This is a genomic window from Kitasatospora sp. NPDC002965 (assembly GCF_040611255.1).
In the GTDB taxonomy this organism is placed as follows: domain Bacteria; phylum Actinomycetota; class Actinomycetes; order Streptomycetales; family Streptomycetaceae; genus Kitasatospora.
This window is the reverse complement of record NZ_JBEXNT010000003.1, coordinates 22,897-41,697: the sequence shown is the minus strand read 5'-3', so window position 1 is coordinate 41,697 and position 18,801 is coordinate 22,897. Positions and strand designations below refer to the sequence as shown.

The 18,801-nt window shown below is 73.5% G+C and carries 16 protein-coding genes; 4 read left to right on the top strand and 12 right to left on the bottom strand.

The window, feature by feature from the left end:
- Window positions 1-148: 148 nt before the first annotated feature.
- From ABZY91_RS02140 to ABZY91_RS02130, 3 genes are all read right to left on the bottom strand, one after another.
- On the bottom strand, window positions 149-1,798 hold the full coding sequence (locus tag ABZY91_RS02140) for a cellulose binding domain-containing protein (protein ID WP_355399141.1): 1,650 nt from the start codon (window positions 1,796-1,798) through the stop codon (window positions 149-151).
- Window positions 1,799-2,079: 281 nt separating this feature from the next.
- The gene (locus ABZY91_RS02135; RefSeq protein WP_355399139.1) at window positions 2,080-3,738 is read right to left on the bottom strand and encodes an ATP-binding protein; all 1,659 of its coding nucleotides are present in this window, start codon (window positions 3,736-3,738) and stop codon (window positions 2,080-2,082) included.
- Window positions 3,735-4,460 (bottom strand): response regulator transcription factor, encoded by a 726-nt coding sequence (locus ABZY91_RS02130; protein ID WP_329883598.1) that lies wholly within the window; start codon window positions 4,458-4,460, stop codon window positions 3,735-3,737. The genes ABZY91_RS02135 and ABZY91_RS02130 overlap by 4 nt, the downstream gene beginning before the upstream one ends.
- A gap of 178 nt (window positions 4,461-4,638) precedes the next feature.
- Between ABZY91_RS02130 and ABZY91_RS02125 the strand changes: the two genes are divergently transcribed.
- The gene (locus tag ABZY91_RS02125) at window positions 4,639-5,211 is read left to right on the top strand and encodes a hypothetical protein (RefSeq protein ID WP_355399137.1); all 573 of its coding nucleotides are present in this window, start codon (window positions 4,639-4,641) and stop codon (window positions 5,209-5,211) included.
- Between the two features lie 21 nt (window positions 5,212-5,232).
- On the opposite strand, the gene ABZY91_RS02120 is transcribed toward ABZY91_RS02125, so the two are convergent.
- Window positions 5,233-5,763: a VOC family protein gene (locus ABZY91_RS02120; RefSeq protein WP_355399135.1), complete on the bottom strand. Its 531-nt coding sequence runs from the start codon at window positions 5,761-5,763 to the stop codon at window positions 5,233-5,235.
- A gap of 381 nt (window positions 5,764-6,144) precedes the next feature.
- Between ABZY91_RS02120 and ABZY91_RS02115 the strand changes: the two genes are divergently transcribed.
- Window positions 6,145-6,642, top strand: a complete 498-nt coding sequence (locus tag ABZY91_RS02115) for an Lrp/AsnC family transcriptional regulator (RefSeq protein ID WP_329883747.1) — start codon at window positions 6,145-6,147, stop codon at window positions 6,640-6,642.
- A 132-nt stretch (window positions 6,643-6,774) separates the two neighbouring features.
- On the opposite strand, the gene ABZY91_RS02110 is transcribed toward ABZY91_RS02115, so the two are convergent.
- From ABZY91_RS02110 to ABZY91_RS02090, 5 genes are all read right to left on the bottom strand, one after another.
- Window positions 6,775-7,581, bottom strand: coding sequence for a S16 family serine protease (locus tag ABZY91_RS02110; protein ID WP_329952502.1), 807 nt, complete (start codon window positions 7,579-7,581; stop codon window positions 6,775-6,777).
- A 123-nt stretch (window positions 7,582-7,704) separates the two neighbouring features.
- The gene (locus ABZY91_RS02105) at window positions 7,705-8,355 is read right to left on the bottom strand and encodes a helix-turn-helix domain-containing protein (RefSeq protein WP_270146684.1); all 651 of its coding nucleotides are present in this window, start codon (window positions 8,353-8,355) and stop codon (window positions 7,705-7,707) included.
- Window positions 8,356-8,706: 351 nt separating this feature from the next.
- Window positions 8,707-9,150, bottom strand: coding sequence for a DUF2752 domain-containing protein (locus ABZY91_RS02100; RefSeq protein ID WP_355399133.1), 444 nt, complete (start codon window positions 9,148-9,150; stop codon window positions 8,707-8,709).
- 21 nt (window positions 9,151-9,171) lie between these two features.
- Window positions 9,172-9,411 (bottom strand): TM2 domain-containing protein, encoded by a 240-nt coding sequence (locus tag ABZY91_RS02095; protein ID WP_329883594.1) that lies wholly within the window; start codon window positions 9,409-9,411, stop codon window positions 9,172-9,174.
- Between the two features lie 315 nt (window positions 9,412-9,726).
- Entirely contained in the window at window positions 9,727-11,559 is a 1,833-nt protein-coding gene (locus ABZY91_RS02090; protein WP_329883746.1) for a DEAD/DEAH box helicase, read from the bottom strand.
- A 321-nt stretch (window positions 11,560-11,880) separates the two neighbouring features.
- On the opposite strand from ABZY91_RS02090, the gene ABZY91_RS02085 reads away from it, so the two are divergent.
- Window positions 11,881-12,318, top strand: a complete 438-nt coding sequence (locus ABZY91_RS02085) for an SsgA family sporulation/cell division regulator (RefSeq protein ID WP_355399131.1) — start codon at window positions 11,881-11,883, stop codon at window positions 12,316-12,318.
- Window positions 12,319-12,438: 120 nt separating this feature from the next.
- On the opposite strand, the gene ABZY91_RS02080 is transcribed toward ABZY91_RS02085, so the two are convergent.
- The 3 genes from ABZY91_RS02080 to ABZY91_RS02070 are packed head-to-tail and all read right to left on the bottom strand — an operon-like array spanning window position 12,439 to window position 17,035.
- Window positions 12,439-15,069 carry a DUF2156 domain-containing protein gene (locus ABZY91_RS02080; protein ID WP_355399129.1) on the bottom strand — a complete coding sequence of 877 codons (2,631 nt, stop codon included), beginning with the start codon at window positions 15,067-15,069 and terminating at the stop codon, window positions 12,439-12,441.
- On the bottom strand, window positions 15,066-16,394 hold the full coding sequence (locus tag ABZY91_RS02075; protein WP_355399127.1) for an alpha/beta hydrolase-fold protein: 1,329 nt from the start codon (window positions 16,392-16,394) through the stop codon (window positions 15,066-15,068). The genes ABZY91_RS02080 and ABZY91_RS02075 overlap by 4 nt, the downstream gene beginning before the upstream one ends.
- Entirely contained in the window at window positions 16,391-17,035 is a 645-nt protein-coding gene (locus ABZY91_RS02070; RefSeq protein ID WP_355399125.1) for a class F sortase, read from the bottom strand. The genes ABZY91_RS02075 and ABZY91_RS02070 overlap by 4 nt, the downstream gene beginning before the upstream one ends.
- Window positions 17,036-17,488: 453 nt before the next feature.
- Between ABZY91_RS02070 and ABZY91_RS02065 the strand changes: the two genes are divergently transcribed.
- Window positions 17,489-18,775 carry a hypothetical protein gene (locus tag ABZY91_RS02065; protein WP_355399123.1) on the top strand — a complete coding sequence of 429 codons (1,287 nt, stop codon included), beginning with the start codon at window positions 17,489-17,491 and terminating at the stop codon, window positions 18,773-18,775.
- Window positions 18,776-18,801 lie beyond the last annotated feature (26 nt).

Here is an 18,801-nt window from a genome sequence, read left to right as displayed (position 1 = left end):
CCAGCGACGATACCCGATGCCCGTCGACCGGACCCGGCCGCGAACGGTGACGGGGAGTGACGATGGTGCCGGCCGGCCGTGCCCTGTTGCGGTCGGGGCGCGGCCGGCCGGAGCCGGGGGGCGGGTACCGGACCGGTACCCGGCGAGGTCAGCCGGTGTAGGCGCCGAGGGCCCGGGTGAAGTCCAGCGGCTGCTGGACGATCGAGCTGCAGCTGGCGTCGGCGTAGGCCTTGGCCCCGCCCTCGCAGGCCTTGTCGCGAGTGCCGGACCACATCGCCAGCCAGGCGAGGTGCTTGGACTTGGCGAACTCGGCGAGCTGCTTGGCGTCGGCGACGGTGAAGATCTCGCTGGCCACGTCGTTGACGCCGATCATCGGGGTGACCGCGACCTTGCGCCAGGCGGCGGCGTCGTCGAGGCCGAGCACGCTCTTGACCTGGGCCTGGGTGGCGGTGGCCGCGGCGATGGCGTACTTGCCCATCTGGCCCTGCGGGTTCGGGGCGACGCCGTCACCGAAGTCCATCGCCATGATGTTGACCGCGCCGATCGCCACGCCGTTGTTCTTGGCGTCGGCGACCAGGTTGACGCCCTCCTGGGTCAGGCCGGAGGGGAGTGCGGGCAGGGTGAAGGAGACGTCCAGGGCCTTGCCCTTGGCGGCGGCGTTCTTCTGCAGCTGGGCGATGGCCTGGGCGCGGCGGGTGTTGGCGGCGGCGTTGGCGATCGCGCCGCCCTCGACGTCGAAGTCGACCTTGGTGAGGCCGAAGGTGTCCACGGTCTTCTGGTAGACGGCGGTCAGGTCGGCCGTGGAGGAGCAGGCGAGGGCCAGCTCGCTGCCGTTGGCACCGCCGAAGGAGACCCGGACGTCGCCGCCGAGGGCGCGCAGGGCGCCGATCTGGGCGGCCACGGCGTCGGCGGCGAGGTCGCTGACGCCGCCCCACTTCGGGGTGCAGCCGCCGCCGGAGACCACGAAGGCCAGGTTGAAGTTCTTGACGCCGGTGGCCTTGGCGGTGGCGACCAGGTCGTAGGGCGGGTACAGCGAGGTGTCCACGTACGGGGCGAAGCCGGCGCCGGTGACCGGGACGGGGGTGTCCGTCGCGGTGGCGGTGGGCGTCGGGACCGGCGTGGTCGCGGTCGCGGTGGGCGTCGGCGCCGGGGTGGTGGGCCTGGTCGTGGTGGCGGTCGGGCTCGGCGTGCCGGGCTTGGTCGCGGTGGCCGAGGCCGAGGCGCTCGCCGAAGCCGAGGCAGAGGCGGACGCCGACGCAGACGCGGTGGCCGACGGGGTGGCCGACGCCGTGGCGGAGGCGGTGGAGGTCGGGCGCCCCGACGGAGTGGGCGCCGTCCCGTCACCGGCCTTGCAGGAGACCTTGTTGATCAGGCAGTTGCCCGGTTCGCCCTGCGCGGCGCCGGCGCCCTGGGCGACGAAGCCGATCACGATGCTCTTGCCCGGATCCAGCCGCTTGCTCCACGACTCCGGCTTGACGGTGACGTGCTGGCCCTCGACCGTGAACGCGGCGTTCCAGAGCGAGTCGATCTTCGCCCCGGCCGGCAGGTCGAAGGTGAGCGTCCAGTCCTCGATGGCGCTGCTGTCCGGGTTGGTGACCAGGTACTGGCCGGTGTAGCCGGCGTCCCAGCTGCTGGTGCGGCTGTAGACGGCGCCGAGCGAGGCGGCGCTGGCCGAGGAGGCGAGGACGACGACGCCCCCGGCGACCAGGGCCGCGGCGACCGCCGAGGCGGCGAGGACCGCTCCCTTGCGGCTGCGACGGCGGCGTCCTGGACGGCGGTCGGGCTGCTGGGTCGTCATGGGGGCGTACCTCCGCGGCAGGCAGGTGGGGACCGGGTGGGGTCACGGGTGTCCGCCGGACGCGTGGGTGCGTGGACCCGTCGCGGGCGAGCGTGACCCGGCTCGGTCGAGGGTGACCGGCACGGTCGGATGACCGGCGCGGACGACGCTAGCGGCGCCGGATGGCCGAAACCCGCCTGCTGAGCCAGGGGTAGAGCTCTCTTACGGTGCGCTTAAGAAAGAGGAGCGGACGTCTCACCGCACCGGTGCCGAAACCTTTCGCCAAGTCATCGCGCGGGCGATCAGCGCGAGAACAGCGCCCCGCGGCTGCGACGCCGGCTGGTCCGCCCGGTCCGTGCCGGCACGGTGCCGTCCTGCCGGCTCTGCAGCCTGAGCCGGATCTCGGCGCCGCCGAGCACCGACGAGCTGCCGAGCGCGAGGTCGCCCCCGGTGGCCTCGGCGAGCTTGCGGACGATGTCCAGGCCCAGACCCGTGGAGCCCTCGCCACCGTGGCCCTCACCGCGCTTCAGGGCGGCGGCCGGGTCGGTGAAACCGGGACCGGCGTCGCCGACCAGCACGATCACCGAGCTCTCGGTGGCCAGCACGTCCACCGAGAAGGCGGTGCCGATCGCCGTGTGCCGGAAGACGTTGCCGAGCAGCGCGTCGACGGCGGCGGCGAGGTCCCCGCGCTGGACCGGGACGGGCGTCTCCCGCTCGGCGCCCGCCAGCTGCCAGCGGCGGCCCTCGTCCTCGGCGAGTGCGGACCAGAAGCCGACCCGCTCCCGGATCACCTCGGCGGCGTCGCAGCCGACCAGGACGACGGGCGCGTCCTCCGGCGCCCGCCGGGCCGACCGGATGATCTGGTCGACCTCGCGCTCCAGCTGGGAGACGGCGTGCCGGGTGGCGTCCGCCGCGTCCCCTTCGCCGAGCGAGGCCGCGTTGAGCCGCAGCACGGTCAGCGGGGTACGCAGCCGGTGCGACAGGTCTGCGGCCAACTCGCGCTCGGCTGCCAGGAGTTGCACGACACGGTCGGCCATCGCGTTGAACGCGTGGGCGGCCTCGCGCAGCTCCTCGGGGCTGCCCGCGGCCTGCTTGCCCTCCACCGGCACCCGGACGGTGAGGTTCCCGGAGCCCAACGAGCGGGCGGCGGCGGCCAGCCGGCGGGCGGAGGCGACGATCCGCGCACCCATCCGGTCGGCGACCAGGACCGAGATGGCGACCAGGGCCAGCGCGACCCCGGAGAGCACCTGCCAGGCGGTCGAGACACCCCGGGTGAGGTCGCCGTCGGCCACGAACACCTCGACCACGGCGGTCCGAACGGTGTCCACCGCGACCGGCTGGAGCAGCGCGTACCCGCCCGGGACCTCGACGGTGAACGAACGTCCCTGGACGCCCGCGGTGGTCACGTCGGCGTCCAGGGCGCGGACCTCGCCGATGGTCGCACCGGCCGACGGCCCGGGCCCGGCCGCCCCGGAGCCCACCGCCCCGGACCCCACCGGCGCGGGACCCGGCCCGGCCTGCGCCGCGGCCACCCCGCTCGCGGCCACCCCGCTCGCAGCCGACCCGCTCGCGACCGCGCCCGGGCCGCCGCTGCCCGCACCGGCGGACGCCGGGCCCGAAACTCCGCCTGACGGACCGCCCGTCGAACCGGCGGTCGCACCCGACCCCGTGGACGCCTTGGTCCCCGACCCCTCGGGCGGCGGCAGGTGCACGGCCATCCGCCCCTGCGCACCCGCGTCGGTGGAGGCCACCGCCCGGGCTATGGCGTCCTGGTCGGTGGTGATGGCGAGCGCCGGACCGAGCGCCGCCGCCTGCCGCTCGGCCGCGGTGAACGCCCGGTCCCGGGCGGTCTGCTGGACCATCAGGCCGAGCGGGATGAGGAAGGCCAGCGCGACCATGGTGGTCCCGGCCACGGCGGCCTTGATCAGGGCCCAGCGCAGCGAGTGTCCGAACCTCCTCATGTCCGGCGCTCCCCGGGGACGGGCCCGGGCCCGGCGGGGTGCCCGGCGGCCTCCAGCCGGACCCCGACGCCGCGCACGGTGTGCAGGTAACGGGGACTGGACGCGGTCTCGCCGAGCTTGCGCCGCAGCCACGAGAGGTGCACGTCGATGGTCTGGTCCCCGCCGTAGGTCTGCCGCCACACCTCGGCCAGGATCTCCTTGCGCGGCACGACCACGCCGGGCCTGGCGGCGAGGAAGGCCAGCAGGTCGAACTCCCGGCGGGTCAGGTCGAGCGGTCTGCCGTCCAGCGAGGCCTCCCGGCGCTGGAGGTCGATGGCCAGCCCGCCGACCCGCAGCACCTGGCTGACCGGCGCCGCGCCGCCGCCGAGCCGGCGCAGCACGGCGGCCATCCGGGCGCTGAGGTGTTCCCCGGAGAACGGCTTCACCAGGTAGTCGTCGGCGCCGTCGTTGAGCAGCCGGACGATCTCGGCCTCGTCGTCGCGGGCGGTGGAGATGATCACCGGGACGTTGGTCAGTCCACGGATCATCTTGAGGGCCTCGCTGCCGTCCAGGTCCGGCAGTCCGAGATCGAGGATCACCAGGTCACAGCCGACCTGGGCGACCTCGCGCAATGCCTCAAGTGCCGTGCCCACGCTGCGAACCGCGTGGCCGGTGTCGGACAGGTGGCGGATGAGGGCGGATCGCACGAAGGGGTCGTCCTCGACCACGAGCACTGTTGCCATGGGGCTGCACGGTACGCCATCGCCCCCGAATGGTCTGTACCTCGGGGTGGCTCCGGACGGGACCGCCGGCCAGGTCGGCACCGGTTCGGCCGGGCCGCCGGGGGTTTGTGCAAGTTCCCTGCCTAAGTACCGGGGCGCCCGTCTGCCCGGCCCGCGAGTACGGCAGGATGTGCGCACGATGCGGAACGGACTGGTACAGCTCGGCGCCTGGGCGGCGGCCACCGGGGCGGCGGTGGCGCTGTCCTGGTTCGGCGTGCACGCGGTGCTGACCGGCGCCGCCTTCGAACAGCCCACCGCACTGCCGTTGCCGTCCCCGGCGTCGGCCGACGGGGCGAGACCCACGCCGACGCTCACGGTGACGCAGCAGCAGTCGGCGACCCGGTCGGAGTCGCCCGCGGCGCCGCCGACCGCGTCGGCGAGCTCCCCGCGGCCCACCGCCCCCGTGGCGCCGTCGCCCCCGGCGACGCCCGCGGCCCCCTCCGCCGCCGCTCCGTCCCCGCACCGACCCTCGCCGGTCACCTCCACCACGTCCTCCGTGCGCAGCTATCTCGTCCCGGGCGGCAAGGTCGCCCTGGACCTCAAGACGGACAACGCCTCGCTGATCTCCGCCGCGCCGGACCAGGGGTGGAAGATGCAGGTCTGGAACGGCCCGCAGTGGATCCGGGTGGACTTCACCAAGGACGACCAGGCCAATTCGGTGTTCGTCTACTGGAACGGCCACCCGCCGGTGGTCGACACCGTCACCCGCTGACCGCGGGTGCCCCGGCGGCCGTCACCACCGGTCGAAGGGGACGTAGCCGGGCAGGTACGGGCCGGCGTACCGGGACCGGTCGACCAGGGTGTGCCGGGTTCCGCCGGGCACACCGATCGCGGCGAGCACCACCGTGCCGTACGCGTCCCGCACCTCGTAGGGCTCGGCCAGCGAGGCCGCGCCCCGGTCGACGGCGAAGTCGTACGCGTAACAGACGTCCGGCACGGAGACCGCGAGGTCGACGACGCCGTCGCCGTGCCGGGCCAGGTACCCGGCCAGTTCCCGGCCGCGCGGGCCGATCACCTGGACGAGGGAGGTGAGCACGAACCGCGTCCCGGGTGCCCGCAGGACGTAGGAGACGGTCTCCGGCTCGCCGGTCTCGGGTCCTGCGTAGGCCGTACAGCGGAGGCCGAGCGCGACGGCGTACCGGCGGGCCGCCCGCTCGGCGTCGCCGACCGCGAAGACCACCGCGTCGGCATGGCCCATGGGGAGGAGCTCGGGCTCTCCCAGGCCGGCGGTGAGCAGCACGGGTTCGATGGCGGTGTCGGTCATGTCGGCCCTCCCGGTAGGTGTACGGACCACGGTTGACGGTCCCGTCCGCCGGTACGGGGACCGGCTCACGGGGTTGTGGCTGGAGGGTGGCGCCGAGTCGACCTCCACGCAACTGTTCCGTTTCCTCCTGGTCAAGGTGTGCTCCGGGGCGGGAGAATCGACCGGACCGCTGTACAGAATGCCCACCGGAGGACGGAGCCCGCGATGCCCCCCGCCCATGCGCCCGGCTCCCCCGGATCGTCCAACTCGCCCGTCGGTCAAGGACATTCCGGCCCGACCGGCGCCCCCTCCGGCGCCCCTGCGGGCAGCCCGGCCGGCGGCCCGCCCGGCGCCCCCGGCGGCAGTGTCCTCGGCAATCCGACCGGCGGCCCCTCGGGCGCCCTGCCCGGTGGTACGGCCGGGAGCACCAACGACGCGATCGACGCGCTGGACGGCCGGCTGATCCGGCTGCTCGCCGAGGAACCCCGGATCGGGGTGCTGGAGTGCTCGCGCCGGCTCCAGGTCGCGCGCGGCACGGTGCAGGCACGACTGGACCGGCTCCAGGCGCGGGGCGTGATCGGCGGGTTCGGTCCCGAGGTGGACCCGGCGGCCCTGGGCTACCCGGTGACGGCCTTCGCGACCCTGGAGATCTCCCAGGGCCAGGGCGCCGACGTGCGCAGGCACCTGGCGTCGGTGCCGGAGGTCCTGGAACTGCACACCATCACCGGCCACGGCGACATGATGGTGCGGATCGTGGCCCGGTCCAACGCCGATCTGCAGCGGGTGATCGACCGGGTGGTGGGGTTCGACGGGATCGTCCGGTCCTCGACGGCGATCGCGCTGGAGAACCCGGTGCCGTACCGGATCCTCCCGCTGGTCGACCAGGCCGCGGCGGAGTGATCGGCCCCGGCCCGGAGCCGGGGGCGCCGATCACCGGGCGCCGGGATTCCCGCCGGACGCACTGCCCGCCGGACGCACCGCCGACCGGACGCACCGCCCGCCGGACACACCACCGACCGGACGCGCCCGCCCTCAGCAGCCGGGGACGGTCCCGCCCGTCCGCAGCGCGTCCAGCGCCGAGACCGCCTCCGCCAGCGTCCCCACCGGCACCAGCCGCAGCCCGTCGGGCGTGTTCACCTTCGCGTCCGCGCACTCGTCCTTGGGCAGCAGGAACACCGTCGCGCCGTCCCGCGCGGCCGCCTGCGTCTTGAGCGGGACACCGCCCACGGCCCCGATCGTCCCCTGGTCGTCGATGGTCCCCGTGCCCGCGACGGTCAGCCCGCCCGTGAGGTCGCCGCCCTTGCCGTCCCCCGCGAGCTTGTCGACGATCCCGAGCGCCAGCATCTGGCCCGCGCTCGGGCCGCCGATGTCGCCGAGGTCGACCTTCACCTTCACCTGGTCGGGTGAGAGGTGGAGGTAGGAGAGGGCGGCCGCGGTGGCGCTGTCCTGCGACTGCGCCATCTGCTGGGCCGTCACCTCCTCCGCCTTGGCCGGGTCGCCCTGCGGGTAGACGGTGTCGGTCGGCCGGACGGCCTCCTCCTGGTCGAACCAGGCCTGGAGCGAACGCCAGAGGGTGGCCCGCTCCCCCGGGTTGGTCGCCGAGATGGTCACCATCCGCAGCTGCCCCCGGGTGTTCCGGACCGGCGCCCCGGTGACGGTCAGCACCGGCCGGTCCTGATAGCTGCCGAGGGTGTCCGCGGTCACGCCCGGCCAGGTCAGCGTGTACGGCAGCGGAACGAAGGCGGCCACGCCGAACAGTGCGGCGACCAGCGCCCCGCAGAGCGCGAGCGCTCGGGTCCGGGGGGCGGTCAGGGCCTTGGGCAGCTTGGAGTCGGACACAGAGGCATCCAAACACACCGGGGCCGCCGGGCGGGCACGTACACGGTCCCCCGGCCGGCCCGCCGGACCGCCCGGCCCGGGGCGCGGTACGACCGGCGGGCCCGTTCCCCGGCCGTGCGTCCGCTACCGCAGTGCGTCGGCGACCTCGGTGGCCGCCTCCACCACCCGCGGGCCGACCCGTTCCGGGACGAGTCCGTTGAGCATCACCACGCCGACGCTGCCCTCGATCCCGCTCAGTCCCAGCAGCGCGGCGGCGGCGCCGGAAGCCCCGGACTGCTCCTCCGCCCGGGTGATGACGAACCCCTGCTCGGGCCGGCGCTGGCTCGGGAAGGCCCGCGCCTCCAGGATCGCCCGGCCGGCCGCGCTCTCGCCCAGCGGGTGGCGCAGTCCGGTCCGGTAGGCGACGTGGAAGTCGGTCCAGCTGGGCTCGACCACGGCCACGGCCAGCGCCTCGTTGCCGTCCACCAGGGTGAGGTGCGCGGTGGCACCGAGGTCCTCGGCGAGGCTGCGCAGGGCGGGCAGCGCGGCCTCGCGCAGCAGCGGATGGACGCGGTGGGCGAGCCGCAGGACGCCCAGCCCGACCCGGGCCCGGCCTCCGATGTCCCGGCGGACCAGCCCGTGCTGTTCCAGGGTGGCCAGCAGCCGGTAGACGACGGTCCGGTTGACGGCGAGCCGGGCCGCCAGCTCGGTGACGGTGAGCCCGCGTTCCGAGTCGGCGAGGAGTTTGAGGACCCGGACGCCTCGGTCCAGGGTTTGGGAGGTCTCTGCAGTCACGACGCGCATTCCTTTCCGCGGCGGGTCGCGGATCGGCTGACCGGTCCGGGACTCGAATGTCGCGCGCAGGGTGGGTGGCCGCGCTCGGGCCGCGGTGTGTCGTCCTTGACGTCCTGGGGCCCTGCGCGCCCGTCTCGCGGGGGTCACCCGGCGGGAGAGCGTGTGGGAAAGGTAGTGAAGGAATTGCGGCGGCGGAAGTGGTTGTCCAAAATTCGGTCAAGATCGATTGTTCGGGCCTTGACGAACGTGGACAAAGGGTCATATTTTGCCCACCCCGCCGGGACGCAAGTTCGACCACACTCCGAAGTCCGGACACTCGGACGCCACGGGGCGGGCCGTCCGGCCGTCCGGTCAGAACAGGTTGCGCAGGACCGTCCAGGCCGTCGCCACGCCGATCAGCACCGCCGTCCCGCGCCGGCCGAGCGGCGGCTGCCAGCGCCGCCCCGCCAGGCCGTGCCGCAGCCAGACCAGGTAGAGCGCGGCGACCAGCGGGAGCGACAGCAGCAGCGCCGCGTTGTCCTGCCAGGCCGCGGCGAGGTCACCGTGCAACAGGTCGTAGGCCATCCGGGTGCCGCCGCAGCCGGGGCAGTCCAGGCCGGTGACCTTGCGCCAGGGGCAGAACGGCAGGACCTGTCCCGGCAGGTGGGGGTTGCGCGACCAGAGGTACGCGGCGCCGGCCAGACCGCCGGCGAGCACCGCGACCGGCGGCCAGGCGGTGCGCAGCCGGGCCCGCCCCCGGCCGGCGGTTCCGGGAACGGCGAAGCCGCCCCGGCCTGAGCCGGGGCGGCGACGCACCTTCGCGAACGGGCGCAAGGGTCAGCTGCGCAGCAGCCGGCCCTGGGCGTCGGTCCGGTCGTTGCTGGTGAGGAACAGGATGCCGTCGATCAGCGACCAGACGCCGAGGCCGCCGCAGGTCAGCAGCTGGGCGATGCCCATGCCGATGTGACCGGTGTAGAAGCGGCCGATGCCCAGGCTGCCGAGCAGGATCGTCAGGATGCCGGCGACGATCTTCGACTTGTCGGAGAGCTCGGGCTGCTGGTGCGGGGGGTACGACACGTTCGGTGTGCTCCTTGAAGACAGGCAGTCCCGGGCGCGACGGTGGGTCGCGGGCCGGGTCGGTGAGGTGCGGCGAACCGATGTCACCGAGGCTTCGGCGGCGACCACGGACGGGTGGGCGCACGGCTTCGACAGCTCGACGGCGGTTCGGCACGCGGAACATTAGCCGATCATCACACCGACTGTCTCCACGAATCCTTCGCGACTACCTGAACGTCACATGACCTTATGGTCACAGCACTCCCTCGACGCCGAGCAGGCGACGAGGAAGCACTGCCGGAGTACCGACGGCCCCCGAACGTCCCTGACGGGCGGCTACTTGGCCCATTCCCGGATCTGGGCGATCCGCGCATTCAACTGATTGACGGTCGCCTGCGCGGTCAGCGGCCCACCGCACTGGCGGCGCAGCTCGTTGTGGATGGTGCCGTGCGGCTGACTGGTGCGGTGGTGCCAGGCCGCCACGAGGGCGTTCAACTCCTTGCGCAGTTCCCGGAGTTCCTGGTGCGTCACCACGGGCCGCTGCTCGGCCGGCAGCTCCAGCAGGTCGGCCTCCTCGGCCGGCTTGCTCTTGCTCCGCTGGATCTGCCGGTGCTGGCGCTTCTGCAGCAGCATCTGCACCTGGTCCGGCTCCAGCAGGCCCGGGATACCGAGGTAGTCCTCCTCCTCCTCGCTGCCCGGGTGCGCCTGCATGCCGAACTCCATGGCGTTGTACAGCACCCGGTCGAAGACCGCGTCGGAGCCCAGCGCCTCGTACGAGAACTCGTCGCCACCGGCGCCGTCCGGACCGTCGTTGGCCCGCTCGGCCTCGGCGAGCAGCCGGTCCTCCTCGTCGAAGAGGCCCTCGCCCTCCTTCTTCGGCCGGTCCAGCACGTGGTCGCGCTGGAGCTCCATCTCGTTGGCGAAGCCCAGCAGCGTCGGGATGGTCGGCAGGAAGACGGAGGCCGTCTCGCCCCGCTTGCGGGCGCGCACGAAACGTCCGACGGCCTGCGCGAAGAAGAGCGGGGTGGAGATCGAGGTGGCGTAGACGCCGACCGCCAGGCGCGGCACGTCGACGCCCTCGGACACCATCCGGACGGCGACCATCCAGCGCGAGTCACCGTCCGCGTAGTCGGAGATCCGCTTGGACGCCTCCACCTCGTCGGAGAGCACCACGGTGGCCTTCTCCCCGGTGATCTCGCGCAGCATCTTGGCGTAGGAGCGGGCGGTGTTCTGGTCGGTGGCGATCACCAGGCCGCCGGCGTCCGGGATCGCCTTGCGGACCTCGCTCAGCCGCCGGTCGGCGGCCTGGAGCACGGCCGGGATCCACTCGCCCTGCGGGGCCAGCGCGGTCCGCCACGCCTGGGCGATCAGGTCCTTGGTCATCGGCTCGCCGAGCCGGGCCTCCAGCTCGTCGCCGGACTTCGTGCGCCACCGCATGTTGCCGCTGTACGACAGGAAGATCACCGGACGGACGACGTGGTCGGCGAGCGCGTGCCCGTAGCCGTAGGTGTAGTCGGCGACCGACTTGCGGATGCCGTCACCGCCCGCCTCGTACTGGACGAACGGGATCGGGTTGGTGTCCGAGCGGAACGGCGTCCCGGTGAGCGCGAGCCGGCGGGCGGCCGGCTCGAAGGCCTCGAAGCAGGCCTCGCCCCAGGACTTCGAGTCACCGGCGTGGTGGATCTCGTCCATGATGACCAGCGTCTTGCGGGCCTCGGTCCGGTTGCGGTGCAGCATCGGGTTCACGCCGATGCCCGCGTAGGTGACCACGATGCCGTGGTACTCCCGGGAGAGCGGACCGGAGGAGTAGGCCGGGTCCAGCTTGATGCCTATCCGCGCGGCGGCCTCGGCCCACTGCTTCTTCAGGTGCTCGGTCGGTGCGACCACGGTGATCTGCTGGATCAGGTGGTTGTGGAGCAGGTACGAGGCCAGCGTCAGCGCGAAGGTGGTCTTACCGGCGCCCGGGGTGGCGACGGCGAGGAAGTCGCGGGGCTGGCTCTCGATGTACTTGTCCAGCGCCCCCTGCTGCCAGGCCCGGAGCTTGCCGGCGGTGCCCCAGGGGGCGCGGCCGGGGAACGCCGGCGACAGGTGGTGCGAGGAGGTCGGCGCGGCATGGCCGCTCGGCCGGACGGGCGCGTGCGGCTCGTCCGCGTCGGAGAAGAGCGGCATCGAGGAGGCGGCGGCAGTACTCACGGTCTCCGAGGGGGGATCATCGCAGGTCAGAGGCGGTTTGGCAGCCCCGTCCCGCGGTCGGGCGGCGATCGGGCAACCCACCCAGCCTACCGGGCCCGGCGCCGAACGGGCGGCCGGGGCGGGTCCGCGCGTGGCCCGCGCGCGGCCCGCACGGCCGGAAAGCGACGTGACGCGCATCACATCGGAAAACCCGGGAAAGGCAGGTAATCGGAACCCCCCGGACCGTCTCTCATCCGGGTGAGGCCACCCCACCCTCCACAGCCGTCACAGGCCTCACACCAGCGAAGGGACCCCGCCGTGCACACCGTCGTCGAAGAGACCGTCCAGGCCCGTCTGATCCTCTCCCCCCACCGTTCCGCCCGGCTCCGGGTGACGCTGGCCTACGTGCCGGAGGATCCGCTCGCCGTCCGCATGGCCTTCCCCGCCGAGTTCTCGCTGGACGACCGGGCCGAGGAGGCCGGCCCCGACCACGGCGACGACATCGTCTGGGTCTTCGCCCGCGGGCTGCTCGCCGACGGCCTGGAGCTGCCCTCCGGGGCCGGCGACGTCCACGTCCGGCCCGCGCCCGGCCGGCGCACCATGGTCGAGCTGCGCGCGCCCGAGGGCACCGCGCTGGTCGGGTTCGACTCCGACGACCTGCGGAAGTTCCTGTGGCGCAGCCGGCTGGTCGTCCCGGAGGGCGAGGAGCACCTGCACCTGGACGCCGACCGCGCGCTCGCCGAGCTGCTCGGCTGAGCCGCGGGCCCTCGAACAGCAGGGCCCGGACCGGCAGGACCCGGACGGCGAAGGGCCCGGGGCGACGGCGGCCGCCCCGGGCCCTTCCCGGTCACGCTCCGGGCGACCGGTCCCGACCGGCTACGACGAGAGCTTGCGCATCAACCGGACGCCCTGCGCCGGCGTCAGGTGCGGCAGGTACGCCTTGCCGATCGCCCGGGTGATGCTGGGCAGCGCCGCCGGGTCCGGGTAGGCCATGTACATCGGCCGGTACTCCGGCTGGAACTTCGCCTTGAACGCGAGCAGCGAGCGGAAGCCGTAGACCGGCTCCAGCACCCGGCCCAGCCAGTCCAGGGTCTTCTGCAGCCCGGTGGGCGGTTCCTTCTCCGAGCGGGCCAGCGGTGCGCCGGAGAGCGAGAGGAAGCTCGCGCCCTCCTGCTTGAAGCCGAGCGCGGCGGAGGCGATCAGGAACTCGGTCACGCCGCGGAACCCGTCGGAGCGCCGGCGCATGAAGTCCAGCGTCCAGCCGACCGGCTCGCCGTTCTCGTAGACCGGCATCCAGCTGGTCAGCCCGTGCACGGTGCGGTCATGGTCGACGGCGATCAGCAGCCGGACCGCCGGGTCGTCCAGCTCCTCCAGCCCGCCAAGGGTGAAGCCCATCTCGGGCAGCCCCTTCTCCGAGACCCACTCCTCCGAGATGGCCCGGATCTGCTCCTTCAGGGCGATCGGCGCCTCGTGGTACGACCACCACTCGGCGGTGATGCCCTGCTTGCCGGCCTTGTTCAGCGCGGTCCTGATGTCCTGCCACTTGCGGCCGGTGAAGGCCAGCTCGGGGAGGGCGACCACGGTGTCCTCGGCGACCTGCAGCGAGCGCCAGCCGAGTTGCTCGGCGGCGGAGCGCGTCTCCGGGGTGACGCTGTAGAAGCACGGCGTCCAGCCCCGGGCGTCGCAGTACCGGGCGAAGCCGGCCACCGCCCGGCGGCGCGCGTCCGGTGCGCCGAACGGGTCGCCGGTGGTCAGCGCGACGGTGTTCAGCACCCGGTAGGCGACGGCGGCCCGGCCGTCCTCGTCGAACCAGTAGTGGTTGCCGTCCCAGGTGGTGAGGAAGGAGAGCGACCCGCCGCCGTGCTCGGTGAGCAGCGCCCGGGCCCGGGTGGCGTCCTCGGCGTCCACGTGCAGCACCGGCCGCCGGAAGGCCAGCAGCAGCGCGGTCAGCGCGACCGCCCAGAAGGCGAGTCCGCAGTACGTCTCCAGGAACCGCGCGAACGGCCCGACCGCGATCGGGTAGTGCGGCATCAGGTCGTTGTACGCGGGCGGCAGGAACTGGGCCGGCAGCCCGGCGACCAGTCCGCGGAGGGTGGCCCCCGGTTCGAACTGGCCCGCCGTCAGCACGCCCAGGCCCGCGTACGCCGCGGAGGCGACGGCCAGCGCGCCGCCGACCACCAGGGCCAGCCGGCCGAGGACGGCGCGCGGCACCCGCAACGGGAACCGCTTCCGGGTGGCCAGCAGCAGCGCGGTGGTGATCAGCGGCAGCAGCAGCGCCTCGACGAAGTACTGGAGGACGTCGCCCGAGCCGGTGCCGGTCTCGGTGAACAGCCAGACCAGCAGGGCGGTCCAGAGCAGCTCGGTGGCGATCGTGATCCGCCAGGCGAGCCGCAGACCGCGGCGCAGGCCCTCGGCGAGCACCAGCAACAGGGCCGGGAACAGCGTGGCCATCAGCCGGGCGGGGGTGTCGAAGATCCGCTCGACGGCGTGTGCGCGGGCGCAGTCGTGGGCCGAGCGGGCGCAGAATTCGGCGACCTCGTCCGGGGTGAGGCGGTGCGAGAGGTAGATCTCGGAGAAGGTGTTGAACGGCCCGGCCGCGTTGTCGTACAGCGAGGCGATCATCGGCCCGAGCGCGGCGGCGACCAGGCAGAGTGCGACCAGCACCCGGGTCTCGGTGTGCGAGGAGCGGTGCGAGCGCAGGTGGGGCCGGCCCCGGCTGAGGAGCGCGCCGGCGGCCAGGCCGATCAGCGCGCCGGAGATCCGCTGGACGCTCTGCAGGTGGCCGACGTACAGGGTCATCACCAGCGGGACGAGCACCACCAGCAGGTGCAGCCGGCGCCGCCAGAGCACGGTCAGCCGGTAGCCGAGCACGCCGGCCAGGGCGAACAGGCCGGTCACCGGTCCGATGGCGGTCTGCTCGGCGGCGGCCGCCCACTGGTCGTCGGCCCGTGCGGCGACCGCGCTCAGCCCGCTGCCGAGCAGGGTGCCCAGCAGCTGCCCGACGACCAGGACGGCGAGCGTGCGCGGCCGGCCGAGCCTGCTCTCCGCGACCGGGCCGAGCAGGAGCAGCAGCAGGCTGGTGGAGATGTACGAGCCCGCGCTCGCGCACCAGAACAGCGAGGTGACCGGCGCCCACCAGTGGCCCTCGGCCAGGGTCGGCAGGCCGACCCCGGCCTTGGCCAGCACGCCCCGGGAGGCGCCGTGCGCCAGGCTGCCGGAGGCACCGCCGACCGCCCAGAGGACGGCGAGCAGGGTGAGGGTCAGCGGCGCCGCGCGCAGCCGGGCGACGATCCGGGCGGCGGCCGCCCGGACGGGCCGCCGACCGGGCCGGGTGTCCGGCGCCGGGGACTTCGGCGCGGGGGTCCTGGGCCCGGACGGCTCGGGTGCCGGGCCGTCCGACCCCCGGACGCCGGGAGCCCGGGCGGGCTGCACCGGAACGCCCTGGGCCGAGACCGCGGGCTCGCCCCGGTCGGCGAACAGGGCCGAGGCCGCCCCCAGCCGGATCACCGGATCAGCCCGGTCTGTTGCGCCATCCAGGGCAACTGGTCGACGATGCCCGGCCGGAAGATGATCCAGCCGTGCCCGCCGGGCATCAGGTCGAATTTGGCGTTCATCCCCGCATCCAGTGCCGCCTTGTACACCTTCTCCTGCTGCGGACGGAACTCGTTGTCGGTGCGGCCGACCACGATCGCGGCCGCGGTGTCCGGGAACTTCTTGGCGGCCATCACCTGGAGCGGGTCGATGGCGTTGAACTTCGCCTCGTCACCGTCGAAGGCCGCCGCGACGGTCTGCGCGCGGGTCCCCAGGGTGGGCTCGTCCTGGCCGGCCATGTCCAGGAACGATCCGTAGACCTCGGGGGCGTTGACGGCGAGCTGGAGCGCGCAGGTGCCGCCCATCGAGGCGCCGCCGATCACCCAGGACTTCCGTCCCTCGGCCGCCTGGAGGTTGGCGCGCACCCAGTCGGGCACGTCCTGGGCCAGGTAGGTCTGCGTGTTGGCGATCTTGGAGTCGAAGCAGAGCGTGTTGGTCCAGGTCGACCCCAGCTGGTCGGGCATCACCACGATCGGTGCCAGGCCCTGGTGCTGGGCGGCGAAGGCGTCGAGCGCCTCGTTGACCTGGCCGGCCAGCACCCAGTCGCCCGGGGTCCCGGGCTGGCCGGAGACGAGCACCACGACCGGGAGCAGCGGTCGGGGGCTGGCCTGGTAGGCCGGCGGCAGGTAGACGTACGCGTCGCGGGCCTTGAAGCCGGACTTGGTCCCCGGGATCGGGACGGTGGAGACCGTGCCCTTCGCCGGCAGCCCCGGCGGGGCCGTCCAGACCTCCTCCATCACCTTGCCGGGCGGGGGGCTCACGGTCGTGGCGGCCTTGGCCGTGGTCAGCTCCTGGGTCTTGGAGAGCCAGGGCGCGAGCATGACGCGGCCGGTCGGGAACTGGTCGAAGCCCCGGTTCACCTGGGACGAGGCCATCAGCAGCACCAGCGACCCGGCGCCGATCGCCAGGAGCTTGCGCCGCAGCGCCGTACCGGGCATCCGGAAGGCGGCCAGGCTCAACCCGAGCAGGGCGACGGCGATCCACCAGGTGATGTACCGGGGCAGCCCCTCGGGGAAGGGGTGCCACCAGCCGTCGACCACGATGTCCAGCAGCAGGCTCGCCGCGGCGGCGGTGAGCAGCGCGACCGGGAGCCGGCGGCGCCACCAGGTACGGCTGCGCGCCAGCAGGGCGAGGACGAGCAGGGAACCCCAGCCGGCCGCCAGGATGGCGTACGGGATCGGGCCGCGGGTCAGCGGCCAGTCGATCGGGTTCCAGGTCAGGGCGAGGGAGACGGAGGTCATACGTTCTTTCCCGGCTGCGTGGTGTCGGCCAGGAAACCGTAGGCGACCACGTTTCCCTGGTAGCCGCGGTCCTCGCTGTACCCACCGCCGCAGGTGATCACCCGCAGCTGTGCGTCGGCGGCCTGGCGGTACACCCGGTCGTCCGGGAAGTCCTTTCGGTCGTGCACTTCGATGGCGTAGAGCTGGTAGACGGCGGTGCGGCCGTCCTCGCGGAGGATCTCGATCCGGTCGCCGCGGTGGAGCGCGCCCAGGTCGTAGAAGACGGCGGGCCCGCTGTCGTTGTCGACGTGTCCGGCGAGGATGGCGGTGCCCCGCTGTCCGGGGGAGGCCCCGCCGCGGTACCAGCCGGCGAGGTTGCGGTCGGACTCCGGCGGGGTCTGGAGGTGTCCGTCCCGGTCGAGGCCGAGGCCGGTGACCGGGGCGTCGAGCCGGACGGAGGGGATCCGGATCCGGGTCGGGGTCGAGGGTCCGAGCGGCGGCACCACGGAGACCGGGGCGAAGCCCGAGAGGGCCTGCCCGGCTCCGGGCGCCGGGGGGAGGTCGCCGTGACCGCCGTCGTTCAGCAGCCACGCACCCAGCACGAGCGCGGCCCCGACGGCCAGAGTGCCTGGCCACGGGCTCCTGCTCTGCTGGGCGCCCACCGGCGCTCCCCTCTGCTGACGAGGAACCGGTTGCCGGTTCCTGGAAGTTTTCTGAGAGCAATGCAACCGGATCGGACCTTATGCCACATCCATACGACGGTCGTACTTGCTCCCCCCGTTCGGCAGGGTCCGGCGGGCCCTAGCTGGTCCGAGCGGGTGAAATGTCACCACAAGGACACCGGCCCGCCACCTGGCGGACGCCGGTTACCGCGACGACCTCTTCATCGGACACTCAGGAACACCGTCCTGGTTGCATCGTTCGGGCGATCAGTTCCGACCGTTCGTGGTGAACCATCGACCGAACTTGATCACATGCCATGCTGACCCCGTTCACAGGCCTATCACCGCACTTGTCTGACCGGCCCGCTGTCCGCCTCCGGACAGCCGTGCCGCCGGCCGTGCCCCGCCTGGTGTGCCCCGCCTCCCCGCGCACGCCCCACGAACGGAGTGACCATGGACGCTCTCTCCCGCCGCACCCTGCTGGCCGCGGGTGCCGCCGGCGCAGCCGCCCTCGCGGCCGGCTGCGGCCGGACCGACGCCGGCGGGTTGACGGGCACCCCGGAGCCGCTGCCGGCCACCCCGGGGGTCGACCAGGCCGGGCCCCCGACCGAGGCCGCGAAGCCACCGGTCACCGTGATCGGCGACGGCTCCACCTCCGACACCGGCCCGCAGCCGAACCAGCCCACCGCCGAACCGCTCGGGCTCGGCGGGCGCCCGCCCCAGTTCGTGGTCTTCTCCTGGGACGGCGCCGGCGAGCTCGACAACGGGCTGTTCGCCCGGTTCCGCCGGCTCGCCACGGAGCACAACGCCTCGATGACCTTCTTCCTCAGCGGCCTGTACCTGCTGCCCGAGTCCAAGAAGGACCTCTACCGCCCCCCGCAGCACAAGGTCGGCGCCTCCGACATCGGCTACCTGAGCGACCAGCACATCCACGACACGCTGGAGAACCTGCACGGCGCCTGGCTGGAGGGCCACGAGATCGGCACCCACTTCAACGGCCACTTCTGCGGCGCCACCGGCGTCGGCCAGTGGTCGCCGGAGGAGTGGGACCACGAGATCCAGCAGGCGATGGACTTCGTCACCAACTGGCGGACCACCACCGGCTTCACCGACCTGCCGGCGCTGCCCTTCGACTACCGCAAGGAGCTGATCGGCAGCCGCACCCCCTGCCTGGAGGGCCAGCGCAACCTGCTGCCCACCGCCGTCAAGCGCGGATGGCGCTACGACAGCAGCGGCAACGGGACGCAGATCTGGCCCCAGAAGATCCAGGGCGGCGCGCTCTGGGACCTCCCCCTGCAGTCCATCCCCTTCCCCGGGCACACCTTCCAGGTGCTCTCGATGGACTACAACATCATGTTCAACCAGTGCGGCAGCAACACCAAGGCCGACCCGGCGCTCCACCCCGGGTACCAGACCCAGGCCCGGGACGCCTACCTGATGGGGTTCGAGCGGGCGTACACCACCAACCGGGCGCCGTTCGTCATCGGCAACCACTTCGAGGAGTGGAACGGCGGCATCTACATGAACGCCGTCGAGGACGTGCTCAAGGCGATCGCCGGCCGCCCGGAGGTCCGGCTGGTCTCGTTCCGGCAGCTGGTCGACTGGCTGGACGCGCAGGACCCGGCGGTGCTGCGCAAGCTGCAGAGCCTCGCCGTCGGCCAGGCCCCGGCCGGCGGCTGGGAGACCTTCCTCGGCTCCCCCGCCCCGGCCCCCGCCCCGGCACCGGCCGCCGTCGGCTGAACCGGCCCCTCCGGACCGGGCCGGGC